The 15,109-nt window shown below is 43.5% G+C and carries 17 protein-coding genes; 8 read left to right on the plus strand and 9 right to left on the minus strand.

Annotation, left to right across the window (positions count from 1 at the left end; genetic code table 11):
* The first annotated feature begins 23 nt into the window (after positions 1-23).
* Positions 24-866, plus strand: a complete 843-nt coding sequence (gene prmC, locus K5Q73_RS14850; RefSeq protein ID WP_220764725.1) for a peptide chain release factor N(5)-glutamine methyltransferase — start codon at positions 24-26, stop codon at positions 864-866.
* A 55-nt stretch (positions 867-921) separates the two neighbouring features.
* Here the strand turns inward: prmC and K5Q73_RS14855 are convergent, their stop codons facing one another.
* Complete coding sequence (locus K5Q73_RS14855; protein ID WP_220764734.1) at positions 922-1,347, minus strand: N-acetyltransferase; 426 nt, start codon at positions 1,345-1,347, stop codon at positions 922-924.
* Between the two features lie 221 nt (positions 1,348-1,568).
* Between K5Q73_RS14855 and K5Q73_RS14860 the strand changes: the two genes are divergently transcribed.
* The 6 genes from K5Q73_RS14860 (at position 1,569) to K5Q73_RS14885 (ending at position 7,994) form a co-directional block, all read left to right on the plus strand.
* Positions 1,569-1,964, plus strand: a complete 396-nt coding sequence (locus tag K5Q73_RS14860; protein WP_220764736.1) for a SirB2 family protein — start codon at positions 1,569-1,571, stop codon at positions 1,962-1,964.
* Complete coding sequence (locus tag K5Q73_RS14865; protein ID WP_220764738.1) at positions 1,964-2,752, plus strand: tetratricopeptide repeat protein; 789 nt, start codon at positions 1,964-1,966, stop codon at positions 2,750-2,752. The genes K5Q73_RS14860 and K5Q73_RS14865 overlap by 1 nt, the downstream gene beginning before the upstream one ends.
* Positions 2,753-2,964: 212 nt before the next feature.
* Entirely contained in the window at positions 2,965-4,233 is a 1,269-nt protein-coding gene (locus tag K5Q73_RS14870; protein ID WP_220764740.1) for a DUF819 domain-containing protein, read from the plus strand.
* A gap of 69 nt (positions 4,234-4,302) precedes the next feature.
* The gene (gene kdsA / locus K5Q73_RS14875) at positions 4,303-5,151 is read left to right on the plus strand and encodes a 3-deoxy-8-phosphooctulonate synthase (RefSeq protein ID WP_012156339.1); all 849 of its coding nucleotides are present in this window, start codon (positions 4,303-4,305) and stop codon (positions 5,149-5,151) included.
* A 220-nt stretch (positions 5,152-5,371) separates the two neighbouring features.
* Positions 5,372-6,934 carry an AbgT family transporter gene (locus tag K5Q73_RS14880; RefSeq protein WP_220764742.1) on the plus strand — a complete coding sequence of 521 codons (1,563 nt, stop codon included), beginning with the start codon at positions 5,372-5,374 and terminating at the stop codon, positions 6,932-6,934.
* 184 nt (positions 6,935-7,118) lie between these two features.
* A complete protein-coding gene (locus K5Q73_RS14885) occupies positions 7,119-7,994 on the plus strand; it encodes a DMT family transporter (RefSeq protein WP_220764759.1) in 876 nt (291 codons plus the stop codon).
* Between the two features lie 12 nt (positions 7,995-8,006).
* Here the strand turns inward: K5Q73_RS14885 and K5Q73_RS14890 are convergent, their stop codons facing one another.
* The 5 genes from K5Q73_RS14890 to K5Q73_RS14910 all read right to left on the minus strand — a co-directional run bounded on the left by K5Q73_RS14890 (position 8,007) and on the right by K5Q73_RS14910 (position 11,972).
* On the minus strand, positions 8,007-8,705 hold the full coding sequence (locus K5Q73_RS14890; RefSeq protein ID WP_220764768.1) for a phosphatase PAP2 family protein: 699 nt from the start codon (positions 8,703-8,705) through the stop codon (positions 8,007-8,009).
* Positions 8,706-8,801: 96 nt separating this feature from the next.
* The gene (locus K5Q73_RS14895; RefSeq protein ID WP_220764770.1) at positions 8,802-8,906 is read right to left on the minus strand and encodes a MetS family NSS transporter small subunit; all 105 of its coding nucleotides are present in this window, start codon (positions 8,904-8,906) and stop codon (positions 8,802-8,804) included.
* A gap of 2 nt (positions 8,907-8,908) precedes the next feature.
* Positions 8,909-10,399, minus strand: coding sequence for a sodium-dependent transporter (locus K5Q73_RS14900; protein ID WP_220764772.1), 1,491 nt, complete (start codon positions 10,397-10,399; stop codon positions 8,909-8,911).
* 166 nt (positions 10,400-10,565) lie between these two features.
* Positions 10,566-11,561 carry a ketopantoate reductase family protein gene (locus K5Q73_RS14905; protein ID WP_220764779.1) on the minus strand — a complete coding sequence of 332 codons (996 nt, stop codon included), beginning with the start codon at positions 11,559-11,561 and terminating at the stop codon, positions 10,566-10,568.
* Positions 11,562-11,567: 6 nt separating this feature from the next.
* Complete coding sequence (locus K5Q73_RS14910; protein WP_374706858.1) at positions 11,568-11,972, minus strand: VanZ family protein; 405 nt, start codon at positions 11,970-11,972, stop codon at positions 11,568-11,570.
* Positions 11,973-12,097: 125 nt separating this feature from the next.
* On the opposite strand from K5Q73_RS14910, the gene K5Q73_RS14915 reads away from it, so the two are divergent.
* Positions 12,098-12,583, plus strand: a complete 486-nt coding sequence (locus K5Q73_RS14915; RefSeq protein WP_220764780.1) for a YajQ family cyclic di-GMP-binding protein — start codon at positions 12,098-12,100, stop codon at positions 12,581-12,583.
* A 58-nt stretch (positions 12,584-12,641) separates the two neighbouring features.
* Here K5Q73_RS14915 and K5Q73_RS14920 read toward each other — a convergent pair whose 3' ends face one another.
* The 3 genes from K5Q73_RS14920 to K5Q73_RS14930 form a co-directional block, all read right to left on the minus strand.
* Positions 12,642-12,875 (minus strand): hypothetical protein, encoded by a 234-nt coding sequence (locus K5Q73_RS14920; RefSeq protein ID WP_220764781.1) that lies wholly within the window; start codon positions 12,873-12,875, stop codon positions 12,642-12,644.
* 206 nt (positions 12,876-13,081) lie between these two features.
* Positions 13,082-14,503, minus strand: a complete 1,422-nt coding sequence (locus K5Q73_RS14925; RefSeq protein WP_220764782.1) for an MFS transporter — start codon at positions 14,501-14,503, stop codon at positions 13,082-13,084.
* Between the two features lie 187 nt (positions 14,504-14,690).
* Positions 14,691-15,011 (minus strand): hypothetical protein, encoded by a 321-nt coding sequence (locus K5Q73_RS14930; RefSeq protein ID WP_220764783.1) that lies wholly within the window; start codon positions 15,009-15,011, stop codon positions 14,691-14,693.
* Positions 15,012-15,109: the final 98 nt, after the last annotated feature.

The raw sequence follows: 15,109 nt of genomic DNA on the forward strand, positions 1-15,109 counted from the left end.
CTACAAATGAATAAGGATATTCCTTGCAATTAACTATCTCAGGGGCGCTTAAGTGGGCCTCTTCTCAGCTTGAAAGTATTTCAGACTCAGCATCACTCGATGCTGAGGTTATGTTGCTTCATGTTATTAATAAACAACGTAGCTACTTATATACTTGGCCAGATAGAAGCTTAGAACCAGAGCAAGTGTTTGAGTTTAAACAGATGTTGGCCAAGCGTCTACGTGGTAATCCGATCGCGCATATCGTTGGCGAGCGTGAGTTTTGGTCACTGCCTTTTAGAGTTAACCCTACAACGCTAATTCCGCGTCCTGACACTGAAATTTTGGTTGAAACAGCGCTGAATTTACCTTTAGCTGAGAATGCTAAAGTACTGGATTTAGGCACTGGTACGGGAGCCATCGCCTTGTCACTAGCTCATGAACGTAGCGAATGGCAAGTCTGCGCAATCGATAAAATCGAAGATGCGGTTGCGCTGGCAAAAGAAAATAAGGCTAACCTAAAACTTGAACAAGTCGATGTATTTCAAAGCGATTGGTTCGATGCAGTAGAGTGCTATGACTTTAACTTGATTGTGTCTAACCCACCTTATATTGATGAAGAGGATGAACATCTTTCTCAAGGCGATGTTAGATTCGAACCCGCAAGTGCTTTGACTGCACCACAAAGAGGCTTTGCGGATCTGTTTTATATTGCAGAGTCGGCTCGTGACTACTTAGCACCAGGTGGCTATTTGCTACTTGAGCACGGTTATCAACAAGCTATCGAGTTAAGAGAAAAGTTAATTGAGCTGGGTTATGAAAACGTCGCCACGGTTCGAGACTTTGGTAGTAATGATCGTTGCACATTAGGTCGCTGGCCTCGTTAGAGGTTTATCGACAGATGAAATTAAAGGCACTCTCATGAGTGCCTTTTTTATGGTGCTACCTGGCTAACTGTTTCACCATAAAGTATTTACAGCCTGTTTTGGGGTAGGCGAGTTGCGTCCATTGAACCTCATAGCCAAGAGCTTGGTAAAATGGTTTAGCTTGGAAGTTTAGCGTGTCCAAAATTGCAGACTGACAACCTCTTGTTCTAGCAATGCTTTCAGCCTCTGTAAGCAGTTGCTGGCCAATTCTTTGCCCTCGCAAACTCTCATCGACCCAAAGATTGTCTATCATCAGCCAATTACCAAAAGTTCGACCAGAAAAGCCTGCGACTAGTTGGCCCTTGTCATTCTCAAGCTTTAATCCAAGAGCTAGCCTTTCTGATACTTCCCAATGCTGCCAGTTAAATTCAGCAATTTTCTGCTTAACGGCGTTAGCAAACTCATCACTATCATCCAAGCTAAACCGGGTTTTATGACTCATGAATTATGCCTCTTATTATTATCTGATAGAGCATTGCTGCAGATTAACGCTAACGTAAGTCCCATCAAAAGTACAAGCTTGTAAAATAGGGAAAACTTTGCAGAAAACAAAAGCCTTGGTTAAACTTTGTGCGCTTCTTCCAGTTGCCATGGCTGGATATTGGTTATGGATTCAGGTATGGGGTACACTAGCCGCCTTTATCGGCAAACAGACCTTTATTCATGGAAACTTTTTACAGTTTGTACCCAGCGTTTAAGCACATGCACATGACGCTTATTGCGACTAGCGTATTGTTTTTTTTAGTCCGTTTCGTACTGCATCTGCGCAAGTCACCCGTATTAGAAAAGAAAGCAATTAAAATTGCGCCACACGTTATTGATACCTTCCTACTGTTATCTGGTTTGATCTTATGTTTCTCAATTAAACAGTATCCTTTTGTTGATCCATGGATGACTGAAAAGTTGGGTGCCGTTGTCGCTTATATCGTGTTGGCAACCATCGCACTTAAAGCTAATCGCAATACATTGTTTAAAGTGTTTGCTGCCTTTGGTGCAATCGGTTGGGTTGTTTATGCCGCTAAACTTGCGATTCTTAAGCAAGGGGTGTTGCTCGGTTAATGACTGATTTAACACAAAACGACTCAATACAGCTTCCTGAAACGGCTTTTGAAATTGCTGAGCACTTAGGCTTTTCTAAGCAAAAGAATGCAAACTGGGCCTGGCTCGAATTAGCTGGCTCGGTGTTGAGCTTTTACGTCGTTGATAGGCACCAACGTTTAAATGGACTGCTTAAATGGTTCTATAACGACTTAGGCTTTTGTGCGCGCGAAGCATACTATAGTGCTGAAGCTGCCGATTTAGGTAAATGTCTAACATCGAAGCAAGGTAATAGTACGACATTAGCAGCCGTGTTGATGTTATTGGGCAAGCAGCTCGACCTATCACTCGATTTGCTGCTATTACCTGGACAAACGGTGCTTTGTAGTCGAATCGATGGTGAGGTGCGCTATATCGACCCGCTAACTGGCGCTGACCTGTCAAAGCATCAGTTACACGTATTCGTACGTGGTGAACTCGGTAATTCAGCTAAGTTTAAGCCTAGCTACTTAAAGCCTGCAACGCTCAAGCGTATTATTTCTCGAATGATCCATGAGATGAAAGCTGGCTGCATTGTTGCTCATAACTTTGAGCCTGCGATGGAGTGCTGTAACTTACTACTGCAATGGCATCAGGATGATTTGAACCTCAACCGTGAGCGCGCCTTCATCGCGCAGCAGTTAGGTTGTATTAGCGTTGCCACCGCCGATTTAACCCATTTTGTGGAAAACAGTCCACACGATCCGGTTATTGAGTTGGTGAAGATGCAATTGAAAGAGCTTAAAGAGGAAGTTGAAACTTTCCATTAAGTATCACAATAGGGCCTTTTAGGCCCTTTTGTGTTGCTAGAGTGTACTCTAGTCTTGTTTGAAAATCGTTATAAGTAAAAGACGCCGCCACATAGCGATGGTAATGACGCGTCGATATAAAATAAAAAAAAGCTGTAAAAATAACACCAACAAATTGAATTGTAAGAATAATAAATAGGCAAATTATTGCCAATTTCTAGGGGATAGAGTTCATGAGTAGTACGGATACAGTGACCAGTGCGCTGGTGACAAATGACGCAACAGCGTTAGGTATTTTAGCCGTTGTGCTCGGCTTCGTGTTTTATACCAGTAATAGTAGCAATGCATTTTGGAAGAAGTTTTATACCTTCGTGCCAGCCTTGCTAATGTGTTACTTCTTGCCATCACTATTGAACACATTCGATATTATTGACGGTAAAACATCACAGCTTTATTTTGTGGCCTCGCGTTACTTGCTGCCTGCGTGTTTAGTGTTATTGATTCTGAGTGTCGATTTAAAAGCGATTCTCTCACTAGGGCCTAAAGCGATAGTGATGTTTTTGACCGGTACCGTAGGTATTGTGATTGGCGGGCCTATTGCGTTGCTGATTGTCTCAGCGATTAATCCTGAAGTTTTAGGTGTTACTGGGCCAGATGCTGTTTGGCGTGGCATGACCACGCTTGCTGGCAGTTGGATTGGCGGTGGTGCCAACCAAGCGGCAATGAAAGAGATTTATGAAGTCGGCGGTGATATCTTCTCAATTATGGTGACGGTAGACGTCATCGTAGCCAATATTTGGATGGCAGTACTGCTGTTTATGGCATCAAAAGCCAAGCAGATTGATGCTAAAACAGGTGCGGATACTACGGCGCTTGAAGCATTGAAAGATAAAGTTGAAAAGTATCATGCCGAGAATGCTCGCATTCCAAGCCTTAACGATTTAATGATGATAGTGGCGATTGGTTTTGGTGTGACGGGATTTGCCCATATCGTAGCAGACTTATTAGGTCCATTTTTTGAAACCAATTACCCATGGACTCGTGATTACAGTTTAACCTCTAAATTCTTTTGGTTGATTGTTACTGTAACAACCATAGGTCTAGCCTTGTCATTTACCCGAGTAAGGCACATAGAAGCGGCGGGTGCGTCAAAAGTGGCTACTGCTTTCTTATACATCCTAGTCGCGACGATTGGCTTGCATATGGATGTGTCAAAGCTGGCTGATCCTGAGAATCTTTGGTACTTTGCCATCGGTATGATTTGGATGATAGTGCACGCAAGCTTTATGCTGATTGTGGCTAAACTGATTAAAGCGCCATTGTTCTATATGGCAGTGGGTAGCCAAGCTAACGTGGGCGGCGCGGCATCTGCGCCTGTTGTGGCAGCAGCATTCCACCCCGCGCTTGCGCCAGTAGGTGTACTACTAGCGGTATTAGGCTATGCTTTAGGCACTTATATGGCATGGATTTGTGGCCAGATTTTACAAGCTGTCGCTAGTTAAGGTTGCAGCAAAAACTTAGTTGATTAATGCCAAGGCAACGGCCTTGGCTCACGAAGAGAGAAGAGATTGATGAGCAATAAAATCATTAGTTTAGGTTCGATTGAAATCGCAAATGATAAGCCTTTTGTATTGTTTGGCGGTATGAACGTACTTGAGTCACGTGACTTGGCAATGCAAATTGCAGAAACCTATGCTGAAGTTACCCAAAAGTTAGGGATCCCTTACGTGTTTAAGGCCTCTTTCGATAAGGCAAACCGCTCATCAGTCAACTCTTACCGTGGTCCTGGTATGGAAGAGGGCTTGAAGATTTTTGAAGAAATTAAGTCAACCTTCAACTTACCATTAATCACTGACGTACATGAAGTACACCAATGTGCACCTGTTGCTGAAGTTGTTGATGTTATCCAGCTTCCTGCATTCCTTGCTCGTCAAACAGATCTTGTGGTTGCGATGGCAAAGACTGGTGCAATCATCAACGTCAAAAAGCCGCAATTCCTAGCACCACATGAGATGCGCCATATCATTACTAAGTTTAATGAAGCGGGTAATGACGAGATCATGTTGTGTGAGCGTGGTTCAAGCTTTGGTTACAACAACTTAGTTGTTGATATGTTAGGTATGGATGAAATGAAGCAAACGGGTTATCCGGTGATCTTCGATGCCACTCATGCTTTGCAGCGCCCTGGTGGACGTAGCGATAGCGCTGGTGGACGTCGTGCGCAAGCCACAGAGCTTGCCCGTAGTGGTATGGCTCTTGGTTTGGCTGGTCTCTTTATTGAGGCTCACCCTGATCCTGATAACGCTAAGTGTGACGGCCCATGCGCATTGCCGCTACATCAGTTAGAAAACTACTTAACCCAAATGAAGGCGATTGATGATTTAGTTAAGTCGTTTGAGCCTATTGACACTAGTAAGTAAGTTTAAAGTATTTTATTCTTCTAGTTAGTTGTTAAAAAAAGATAAAACCCTGTCTCAATGCAGGGTTTTATTGTTTTTGACGAGATAATTTAAGTTTAAATACAGATTGGACATTTATTCTAGTAGGTTAAAAAAATACTCAGCATTAAGTCGCCTTATCGTCTTTGTTGGCAATAAGTTCGGCTAAGTGTGAGAAGAAACATAATAAATAGGTTGAATGATGAAAGCAGATAAACAGGCGCTTGAAGATCTAGGGCCGCAAGGGATGTTAGGTAAAGCACTAGACGGCATTGAACGGGTTGGTAATAAACTCCCTGATCCAGCAATGCTATTTTTGATTTTGATGTTTGCCGTATGGGCATTATCGGCATTGTTATCGGGTGTGAGCTTTTCGGCCATTGACCCTACGACTAACTCTCCAATAGTAGTTCATAATCTACTAACCGCTGAAGCGCTAACTAAGTTCTTAACCTCTATGGTAACGACTTTCACTGCATTCGCGCCTTTAGGAGTAGTGTTAGTTGCAATGTTAGGTGTGGGTGTTGCTGAGCATTCAGGCTACATTAACACTGCGCTTAAACGTATGTTAAAAATCACCCCAGCTAAGTTTTTAACTCCAGCTGTGGTTTTAGTGGGTATTATCTCGCATACCGCAACAGATGCGGGCTATGTAGTGGTTATTCCACTCGCCGGTGTGATCTTCTTTACCGTAGGTCGTCATCCTTTAGCGGGTATTGCCGCCGCCTTTGCGGGTGTATCTGGTGGCTTCTGCGCTAACTTTATTCCGTCAGGTATTGACCCGCTACTGCAGAGCTTTACTCAGGCAGCAGCGCAAATTGTTGACCCAACAATTGAAGTTAACCCACTCAACAACTGGTTTTTTGCGGCATCTTCTTGTATCCCAATCACACTGATTATTTGGTATCTAACAGATAAAGTATTAGAGCCTCGCCTAAATCGTACCCACAAGGTTAATCGCGAAGAAGTAGATCTTCCTGCGATGGAAGAGGCAAAGCCACAAGAACTGAAAGCATTCCGTGTTGCAACCTTAGTGATGTTAGTGGCAATTGTGGGCTTTTTCTCTTTAACCGTACCAGAGACCTCAACACTACGTGATACAAATGGTTCATTGACCAGTTTCAAAGCACCGTTGATGCAGTCAATCGTACCGCTTATCTTTATCTTCTTTATGCTGCCAGGTCTTGTGTACGGTTATATGACAGGTGCCTTTAAGACTTCAGGTGATGTCGTACAGGCAATGTCTAAGTCAATGAGTGGCATGTCGCACTACATTGTTATGGCATTTTTCTGTGCTCAGTTTGTGGCAGCATTTTCGGCGTCTAACCTTGGTGCGTTAATCGCAGTTGAAGGTGCTGGTGGTCTTAAAGCGCTTAACTTACCGGCTGAAATCACTGTAGTGGGTATGATTATTTTAGTGGGTTTTGTGAATCTATTTGTGGGTTCATCATCTGCTAAGTGGGCTTTGATTGGTCCAGTGCTAGTACCAATGTTAATGCAGCTTAATATCAGTCCTGATCTATCGCAAGCGGCATATCGTGTGGGCGATTCAAGCTCAAACATCATTACGCCGCTGATGCCTTACTTCCCATTAGTGGTGGTTTACTGTCAACGTTATGTGAAGAATATCGGTATTGGTACACTTATCTCTATGATGTTGCCATTTAGCTTGGCGTTAATGTCGATTTGGAGTGTTTGGTTACTGGCTTATTGGGCATTAGGCTTCCCGCTTGGTTTAGGGGCTAGTTACACCTATGGGCTGTAAAGCGTAGAGATTAGTACTCTTTAGCAAATAGCAAATAGCAAACTAAAAGGCCAAGTCAAATGACTTGGCCTTCTTGCGACTGCTTGGCACTATCAGTAAGAGTTATTTTCAGTATCTAAGACTAATTCCCCCTAAAGCTTTCGCAGCAGGCATAATAGCGTTTTATTTTTGGCGCTCACTCAATATGGCATGGATTTTATTCACCCTTTTAGCCGCTTCGATGCAGGCATGGCGCAATGCCTTCCAAAGTCAGCTAAGTAAGGATGTTAATATTGCCGGGGTCACCTTAGCTAGGTTTCTGTGGGCAACCCCAATCGCGATTATTTACTTGTTAGGCCTCTATGCTTGGCAGCCTGTCGGTCTTCCCTTTATCACCTTCAAATTCACAGCATATGTGCTTGGCGCTGCCGCGATGCAGATCATAGCCACAGCTTTGATGGTGAAGCTTTTTAAAATGAAAAACTTTGCCGTTGGGGCAGGGCTAGCTAAAAGTGAAGCCTTAGTTGCGGCGATTCTCGGAGTCCTTTTTTTCGGCACTCATTTATCATTACTTGGTTGGCTAGGCGTGTTCGTTGGTGCCATAGCGATATTTTTGATGAGCAGTAAGCAGGGACTTAGGCAGCTTTCTTTATCCACAGTGTTGCTTGGACTTGCTTGTGGTACCGCTTTTGCCCTGACTTCTCTTTGGGTTAGGGAGGCAAGTCTTAATCTGGATCTGCCTTTTCCTCATAGAGCCGCATGGGTGTTGCTATTCGTGATTGCTATTCAGACAACCGTGTTATTGATTTACTCTTATGCCGTAGATAAAAATACCATTGACGGTTTACTGCAAAGACCAAAGCTGACTCTACTCACCAGTGCTACAAGCTGTTTAGGTTCAATTGGTTGGTTTAGCGCAATGTCACTGCAGGCGGTGCCTTATGTTAAGACGCTTGGACAGGTGGAGGTGTTCTTCACCTTGCTGATAGCCACGTTCTGGTTAAAGGACAAGGTGAAAGTCAAAGATATGTTGGGGCTGGTTCTAATTGCGGTCGCTGCAATATTAGTGATGTGGGGTTAGTTGTCACTCACTTTACCTTTTGTATTTGAGTCGCTTTTCGCTCAGAGCAATAGAGAGCTGCGCAGATAACACCCCAAGAGTTGCACCGGCAATCAAGTCCCCAAGGAAGTGGTAGTTTTGGCCTAACTGGCCCGTTATTGCTCCTATCATAGCGAGTAACCATAGCCAATATAGTTTGGGAAAGCGCCACCAAAATACACTGGCTAATGCAAAAGTGAACAGTGCGTGTCCGGAGGGGAACGAATTGTAGGCTGGCCCAATTGCAAAAGGGTGGAAGCTTTCGACCCCATTATGGATCCAGGAAGGGTTGCTGCCACTTGCTGTATGGATCCAGGTTTCAGGCCAAGTACGGCCAAATATAAACTTTGCCCCTAGTCTTATAATTGTTGCAGTAATCACTGTGAAGGTGAGTGCCAGTGCGAAGCTTGCATATTTTTGGCGAAAATTTGACTTAAAACAGCCAAGAATAATGAGCACTGTTAATATTTCAAATAGCAGCGGCATTTGGCTCAGTGGTTTGAAAATATCACTAGCATCGACATTTAAATGCATCCAAGTCGAAATTGGTCGATCGAGAAACTGTACGCTGAAAATAATTAAACAGCAGCTGGCAAGGTAGAGCCAAAAACTGGTTCTTAGTGGCAGAGTCATAGGTCGGAGCTTATTTTGGAGTTCTTTATCTTTGGCTTCTGGGCGTATGCTAGGGGTCATCAAACAATATTAAATATTAATCAGTGGCGAGTAGGCAAACAGTTTAGGGAGCCTTGGCGACAACGACAAGCGATAAAAGCATAGTTGATGTTATCGTCACTCTTTATTTGAGGCCTTCATCGCGATTGAAATACAAATTGCAGCCCCCCCCCAGGTGAGTAGTAAAGCGAATATCATCATGATAATAGCACCTGTGCTCATGGCTATGGCTCCTTTGAAATATTGTTGCCAGAAATGACACTGATAAAGATAGCGGCAAATAGCATGCTTGCCACCAGTCCCCAGCCGAGAAATAGTTGATCCGCAATCGGGTAGTCGCCATAGCCGTCGGTTAAAGTGGTGAGCAGGTTTTTAACCAGAATAATCGCGAGCATGATAGGGCCGATAAAGCGCAGACAGATCTCCATCCACTTACCGATACTGAATTCGCTGCAGCGATTGGCATAATCACGAATATCGGCAATCTTAAATAACCAGGCAAGGATAATCAGCTCTATCAGGCAACTAGAGAGCAAGGCGATGTTATTGATAAAGTAATCGACAAGATCTAACAGTAGCAAGCCACCATTACTAGAAAATGCCATAGACACAGCAAAGCCCGTACCACAAACCAGTAATGCGGCCTTTTTTCGTGATAGCGACAGTTTATCTATTACCGCAGAGACCACGGCTTCAATAATTGAGATATGTGAGCTTATTCCTGCAACCACTAAAGCTAAGAAGAATAGTGGTCCTAAGATGTAGGGGGCTGGCAGTAAATTAATAGCGGCAGGGATGGTAACAAAAGCCAGACCTACACCCGATGAAACCACATCAGTAATGGGCTTTGCTTGCTCCTCAGCCATATAGCCAAGAACGGCAAAGATCATAATGCCGCCTAAAATAGAGAAACCACAGTTGATTAATACCGTCATAAAGGCATTGTTATTAATATCGGATTTCTCTGGTAGGTAGCTAGAGTAAGCCAGCATGATGGCAAAGCCGACACTTAAGGTGAAAAATATCTGTCCGTATGCCGCTGACCAAACTTTAGCATCTAAAATCATGCTGAAATCTGGCCTGAATAGGTAATTGAGTCCTTCTAGTGCGCCAGGAAGAAACACAATTCTGGTGATAAAAAGTAGTACCATGATGAAAAGCAGTGGCATCATGATTTTACTGGCACGCTCGATTCCGCCTTTTACACCACTGTAAACCGCAAGGGTTGTAATACTCCAAGCTATCGCCATGGGGATCGCAATATGAAACTGCATGGAGCCTAGCTTAGTGGGGGAGTTGTCGCCGAGTTGTAGGTACTCATTGAAGAAGGCATTGGTATCTGTGCCCCAACTCTGAGTGATAGAGAAAACAAAGTAGGAAATGGCCCAGCCGATAATGGCGACATAATAGATGGCAATGACCGCGGCAATAAACACTTGAAACCAGCCTAACCACTCAAGCCTAAAGCCGAGTGACTTCCCTAGTTGTGCGAAGATCTTTGGTGCCGCACCTCGGTATTTATGACCTAGGCTGAATTCCATGATCATAAAGGGAATTCCAGCAGAAAGCATGGCAAACAGATAGGGGATAAAAAAGGCCCCTCCACCGTTTTCGTAAGCCATATAGGGAAAGCGCCATATATTGCCGAGGCCGATGGCAGAGCCGACAGCGGCCAGAATAAAGCCTGTTCTAGAATTCCATTGCTCTCTTTGCATTGAACGCGCCTGTACTCTCTCCAACTACAAGATTGTAAATTGGGCCAACAGAACTAATTCTAGTCACAATTAAAGAACTTGCTTAAGGTTTTTACTTTATGAAATGGTTAACTTTTAGCCAAAATCACAAGCGGTAATAGAGGGGGAAGCCCATAGACTATAAGGGCTAGCGTGTGTAGTTGGCTTCTAGCTGCGTTATTTGCTGGGCGAGAGACTGATTGACGGGAACTGGTATATGATGAGCCATGGCTCGCTTAAGAACGAAACCATTAATGGCGTTTATCTCCGTTTGCCTTTGATGAAAAACATCTTGATGCATGGAGGAGAAATTCTGCGCGGTTAGCTCTATGACTTGATAAACACGCTCAATCAAAAGCGCTTTGTCCAGCTTGAGACCATCGGCGGCGGCAACCGTCACCAATTCGCTAACAGCGTCGTTTACCGTATTGCGGTATTGAGGCTTAGCAAGCTCACCATTAGGGCAATTATGGATCGCGGTTAACGGATTTATTGCTACATTGATGGCCAGTTTTTGCCAAAGCAATGGCAAAATGTCAGTGTACCAAGTACTTTGGCCAATACTGTTGAGTAATAGTTCCTTAACCCTGCCATCAAGCTGCGGCGCGTTAAAGGGGCCAAGTTGTGTTAGGCCCGTGCCAGTCTGCTTCACATGGTATTTGTCCAATCTAAGTGCACCTTGAGAAGTCGTCCCAAGACTCAAGCCCCGTCCAGCTATATATGGCTGCACCTCTAGATGAGGCCCCATACCATTATGCAGTAACAATATGTGGGTGTGACAGGGAAGGTAGGGCAATACCGCTTTTAGTGCCGATTGAACTTGATAGGCCTTAACGCAGACAATTAAAAGCCTTGTGCTGGCGAGCTCTTTGGCATAATCCGCTCGACCAATCACTTTAGCGTTACTCGTCAATTCTTGACCATCGAGTCTAGTAAATCTTAGGGGGATAACTTCTGAGTGTACTTTTCTGCCGATAAAGCTTAACGGAGTTTGCTGCTTGGCGTTAGCTAGCTGGTGGTAGATGAGCTGGCCAATGGCGCCCGCACCTAGAATAGTAATTTGCTCAGCACTTAATGAATGACCACTTAGCAGTTTAGGAGTTAGCAGTTCAGTACTGAGTTGCTGCGATGATTTAGAAGGCATAAGAAATTACTGCAGATCAGGATCGGTGAGCTTAGTGGCTTTAAAGTAGCGACAATAAAGCCAATGAGTAAAGTAAAACAGAGAGATCCCTACCATATCGGCAATGAAATCAGCTAGAGAGGCGCTACGATAGGAAAGTTGCGATTGCACCACTTCGATAAAAACTGCATAGCCCGCTAGAATAACTGCCAGTGTGTACCACTTAGGCCGAAAGGCTAAGTAGGTTAGGTATGACAAGACAAAGAAACTGCCAACGTGACCAATTTTATCGAAATTAGGGATCCCTGTTGGGTAACTGGGTTTTGAGAAAACCAAGTAACTCACCAGTATAAGCATTAAAGCCAGCGCCCACTTAAAAATTGTTTGTCTGTTTATCACGTCGTATGCATCTATGTTATTTGTCTTAATCATAAGAAAACCCGTTGATAAAGTCATCAACAACCCACAATTTCCTTTGATTTTATGGTTTATTTACTTCAAGTTCAGAGGCTCAGTGCGTAAAATACGGCTACAGTAATTTTTTAAGGACCAAACTTATGCCTTCAATGGATATTGTTTCAGAAGTAAATGAAGTTGAACTGCGTAACGCGGTTGATAATTCTGTTCGTGAATTGAAAGGACGTTTTGACTTTCGCGGCAAAGAAGCCAGTATAGAATACAAAGATCATGTCGTGACCTTAACGGCCGAAGATGATTTTCAGTGTCGTCAGTTAGTCGATATTTTGCGTATGCAGATGAGTAAGCGCGATGTCGACCCTAAGTCGATGGACGTTGATGAAAAAGCGGTTCACAGTGGTAAAACATTCTCTTTAAAAGTGAAGTTTAAAGAGGGTATTGAAACCTTAGTCGCTAAGAAGTTAGTGAAGCTAATTAAAGACAGCAAGCTGAAAGTACAATCATCTATTCAAGGTGACTCTGTGCGAGTGACAGGTAAGAAACGTGATGACTTGCAGCAAGTTATGGCATTGGCTCGTGAGTCTGAGCTAGGGCAGCCATTCCAGTTTAATAACTTCAGAGACTAATCTTTAGTTGTATTCGTCTCGATTAGGGCTGCCATGGTGGCAGCCCTTGTCTTCAAGGTTAATCTTTTAGTTTATTAATTTCTTCGTTAACCTCATAGCCCTTGTCGGTAATGATTTTTTCTAAAACCACTAAACGGTGCTGGATGCTTTTTACCTCATCAATCAGCTTCATTTTGTCACTGCTGTCGATCTTCGCTTCAAGCTGTTTCATACGAAAACGGTATTTAAAAAAGTCAGTCCCAAAGATGGCAAAAACAATAATCGCAACGATAACAATCTGACCAATATCCATATTCTTTCCTTTTACTATTCCAAGTGAGTCTCATTATAAATAAAGGTAAGCAAATAAAAGGCCAATAATAAAAGCTGTTTATTTTCAGGTTGTTATGTTTCTATTGGCAAGTTTACATTATCTAAAATCAAATGAATTACCTATTTTACTCACTTGTTGGTTATTTATACCACTGCTTATCAAGTCTGGTAACTATCAGTTTTCTTTTAGCTTCCTAACTTTTTAGGGCTCTCTTGCTCTACTAAGTCACTTTCACTTGGCTCACTTTGGTTGGGATTAGGCGCATACTTTTGTACTAGCATGATCAGCCCAAGTACTGGGAAACCGATTAAGCTGGCAGCAATAAAGAAACTAACATAGTCATAAGCATCGATATAAGCGCCAGAGAACCCCGCTACAAATTTAGGGAACAGCAACATAATTGAAGATAACAGTGCATATTGAGTCGCACTGTAGCCACTGCTGGTTAAGCTCGACAGATATGCAATAAAGGCTGCGGTGGCAATCCCAGCGCTGAAGTTATCCACTGAAATAGCAAAGGTTAAAAAGCTAACGTTGTAGCCAATCATGGCTTGGTAGGCGAACAATAAGTTAGTCACAGCTACAAGCAGGGCACCTAAGAATAATATCTTCATGGTGCCGTAACGAGCAATCAACAAGCCGCCAGCGCCTGCACCCACTAAGGTCATAATCAAGCCATAGATCTTACTTAAAGTGGCAATTTCTGTTTTTGAAAACCCCATATCAACATAAAAGACATTGGCCATAATGCCCATCACGATATCTGAAATTCGGTAGCAAGAGATCAACAGTAGGATAAGAATAGCGCTGCGACCATAACGTTTAAAGAAGTCGATAAACGGCAGCACACTAGCGGTATACAGCCAGGAAAGACCTGCAGCGATAAATTTGGGGTAACGTGCGGCAAACTTAACCTTTAACTCAGCCTCTTTCTTGTCGACCTCTTTGGTCTCAACGTTAGGCTCAGTGCTAAACAAGGTGGTTAAGATACCGATAGACATGAGTCCTGCCATCACGATATAAGCTGTCTGCCATGAGACCAAACTGTAAGCATCATTATTGGGTTCAATCCATGCGGCAATCGTGAGTGCTCCGGCGGTAGCGACAATCATCGCACTGCGGTAACCCACTTGATAAGCTGCAGCCAGCGCCGCTTGCATTTTTACTGGTGCGGATTCAATACGAAATGCATCAATAACAATATCTTGTGTTGCAGAGGCGAAAGCGACCATTAAGGCGAACAGCGCCAGTCTTTCAAGATCGGCAAGGGGATCACTTTGGCTCATACCTACAATGGCAGCAACCAGTAGCAATTGGGCGAACATCATCCAACCGCGCCTACGCCCTAGTAGCCGGGTAAATATCGGTAGAGACATTCTGTCGACTAACGGTGACCAAGCCCATTTAAATCCGTAGGCCAAGGCTATCCAGCTAAAGTAACCAATTGCAGTACGGTCCACTCCAGCTTCTCTTAGCCAAAAGGACAGAGTAGAGAATACTAGCATCAAGGGTAGGCCTGCTGAAAAACCCAGCAGTAATAAAATTAATACCCTTTTGTGGCAATAGATTGATGCGGCGTCTTTAAAGCGCGAAAAGAAAGAATGCACGGATGCGAAACACCTAAGTTAGCGAAACAAGAATGAGTTTAACTAGCTTACGTAGGACGGTGGCTGGGTTCAAGGTAATATTGGAACTTGCTATGACTATGGTGTCTTTGTTGTACAAGGTTTAGACAATAATAAAAAACCCAAACCAGTTAAAGGCTTGGGTTTTGTTGATATTACAGCTTTGAAATTAAGGTCTGATCCCTATACAGCCTTGAGGAATTTGACCACCAATACTAAGGTAGTCACAACAATCATCTATTTGCTTTCGCAAAAATTGATTGCCTCTAATAGCCCAACAGGGCCACCTGTCAAAGGCGTGTAGTAGGTGCCAAAACACACGTTCCATATCTGTTTGCGCATCACCCTGATGATCGTACATCTGCCATTCTTCTAGGGTGTCCCATAAATATAACTGGATTTCGTTGAAATCGAGTTGATCACTCAAAAACGCTTTTCCATAGAAAGCCAGTTGGGGCGCTTTATCGTCAATGAACTGATTTGGGGTCATTGAGCCGCCTCCTTTTACGTAACGAAATAAGTATAGGCACAAGATTAGGGCTTTGGCTCAAAATAATTCAAATTATTTCAAAACAATTCAAGATTAGA

This window comes from Shewanella sp. MBTL60-112-B2, assembly GCF_019655055.1.
Classification (GTDB): Bacteria; Pseudomonadota; Gammaproteobacteria; order Enterobacterales; family Shewanellaceae; genus Shewanella.

Excerpts from the sequence above, each read along its gene's own strand:
- K5Q73_RS14880 (WP_220764742.1), top strand. The coding sequence starts at position 5,372 with ATGAAAGCAGATAAACAGGCGCTTGAAGATCTAGGGCCGCAAGGGATG.
- K5Q73_RS14885 (WP_220764759.1), top strand. The coding sequence starts at position 7,119 with ATGGCATGGATTTTATTCACCCTTTTAGCCGCTTCGATGCAGGCATGG.
- K5Q73_RS14855 (WP_220764734.1), bottom strand. The coding sequence starts at position 1,347 with ATGAGTCATAAAACCCGGTTTAGCTTGGATGATAGTGATGAGTTTGCT.
- kdsA (WP_012156339.1), top strand. The coding sequence starts at position 4,303 with ATGAGCAATAAAATCATTAGTTTAGGTTCGATTGAAATCGCAAATGAT.
- K5Q73_RS14900 (WP_220764772.1), bottom strand. The coding sequence starts at position 10,399 with ATGCAAAGAGAGCAATGGAATTCTAGAACAGGCTTTATTCTGGCCGCT.
- K5Q73_RS14920 (WP_220764781.1), bottom strand. The coding sequence starts at position 12,875 with ATGGATATTGGTCAGATTGTTATCGTTGCGATTATTGTTTTTGCCATC.
- K5Q73_RS14910 (WP_374706858.1), bottom strand. The coding sequence starts at position 11,972 with ATGATTAAGACAAATAACATAGATGCATACGACGTGATAAACAGACAA.
- K5Q73_RS14890 (WP_220764768.1), bottom strand. The coding sequence starts at position 8,705 with ATGACCCCTAGCATACGCCCAGAAGCCAAAGATAAAGAACTCCAAAAT.
- K5Q73_RS14895 (WP_220764770.1), bottom strand. The coding sequence starts at position 8,906 with ATGAGCACAGGTGCTATTATCATGATGATATTCGCTTTACTACTCACC.
- K5Q73_RS14915 (WP_220764780.1), top strand. The coding sequence starts at position 12,098 with ATGCCTTCAATGGATATTGTTTCAGAAGTAAATGAAGTTGAACTGCGT.
- K5Q73_RS14870 (WP_220764740.1), top strand. The coding sequence starts at position 2,965 with ATGAGTAGTACGGATACAGTGACCAGTGCGCTGGTGACAAATGACGCA.
- K5Q73_RS14930 (WP_220764783.1), bottom strand. The coding sequence starts at position 15,011 with ATGACCCCAAATCAGTTCATTGACGATAAAGCGCCCCAACTGGCTTTC.
- K5Q73_RS14860 (WP_220764736.1), top strand. The coding sequence starts at position 1,569 with ATGGAAACTTTTTACAGTTTGTACCCAGCGTTTAAGCACATGCACATG.
- K5Q73_RS14905 (WP_220764779.1), bottom strand. The coding sequence starts at position 11,561 with ATGCCTTCTAAATCATCGCAGCAACTCAGTACTGAACTGCTAACTCCT.
- K5Q73_RS14865 (WP_220764738.1), top strand. The coding sequence starts at position 1,964 with ATGACTGATTTAACACAAAACGACTCAATACAGCTTCCTGAAACGGCT.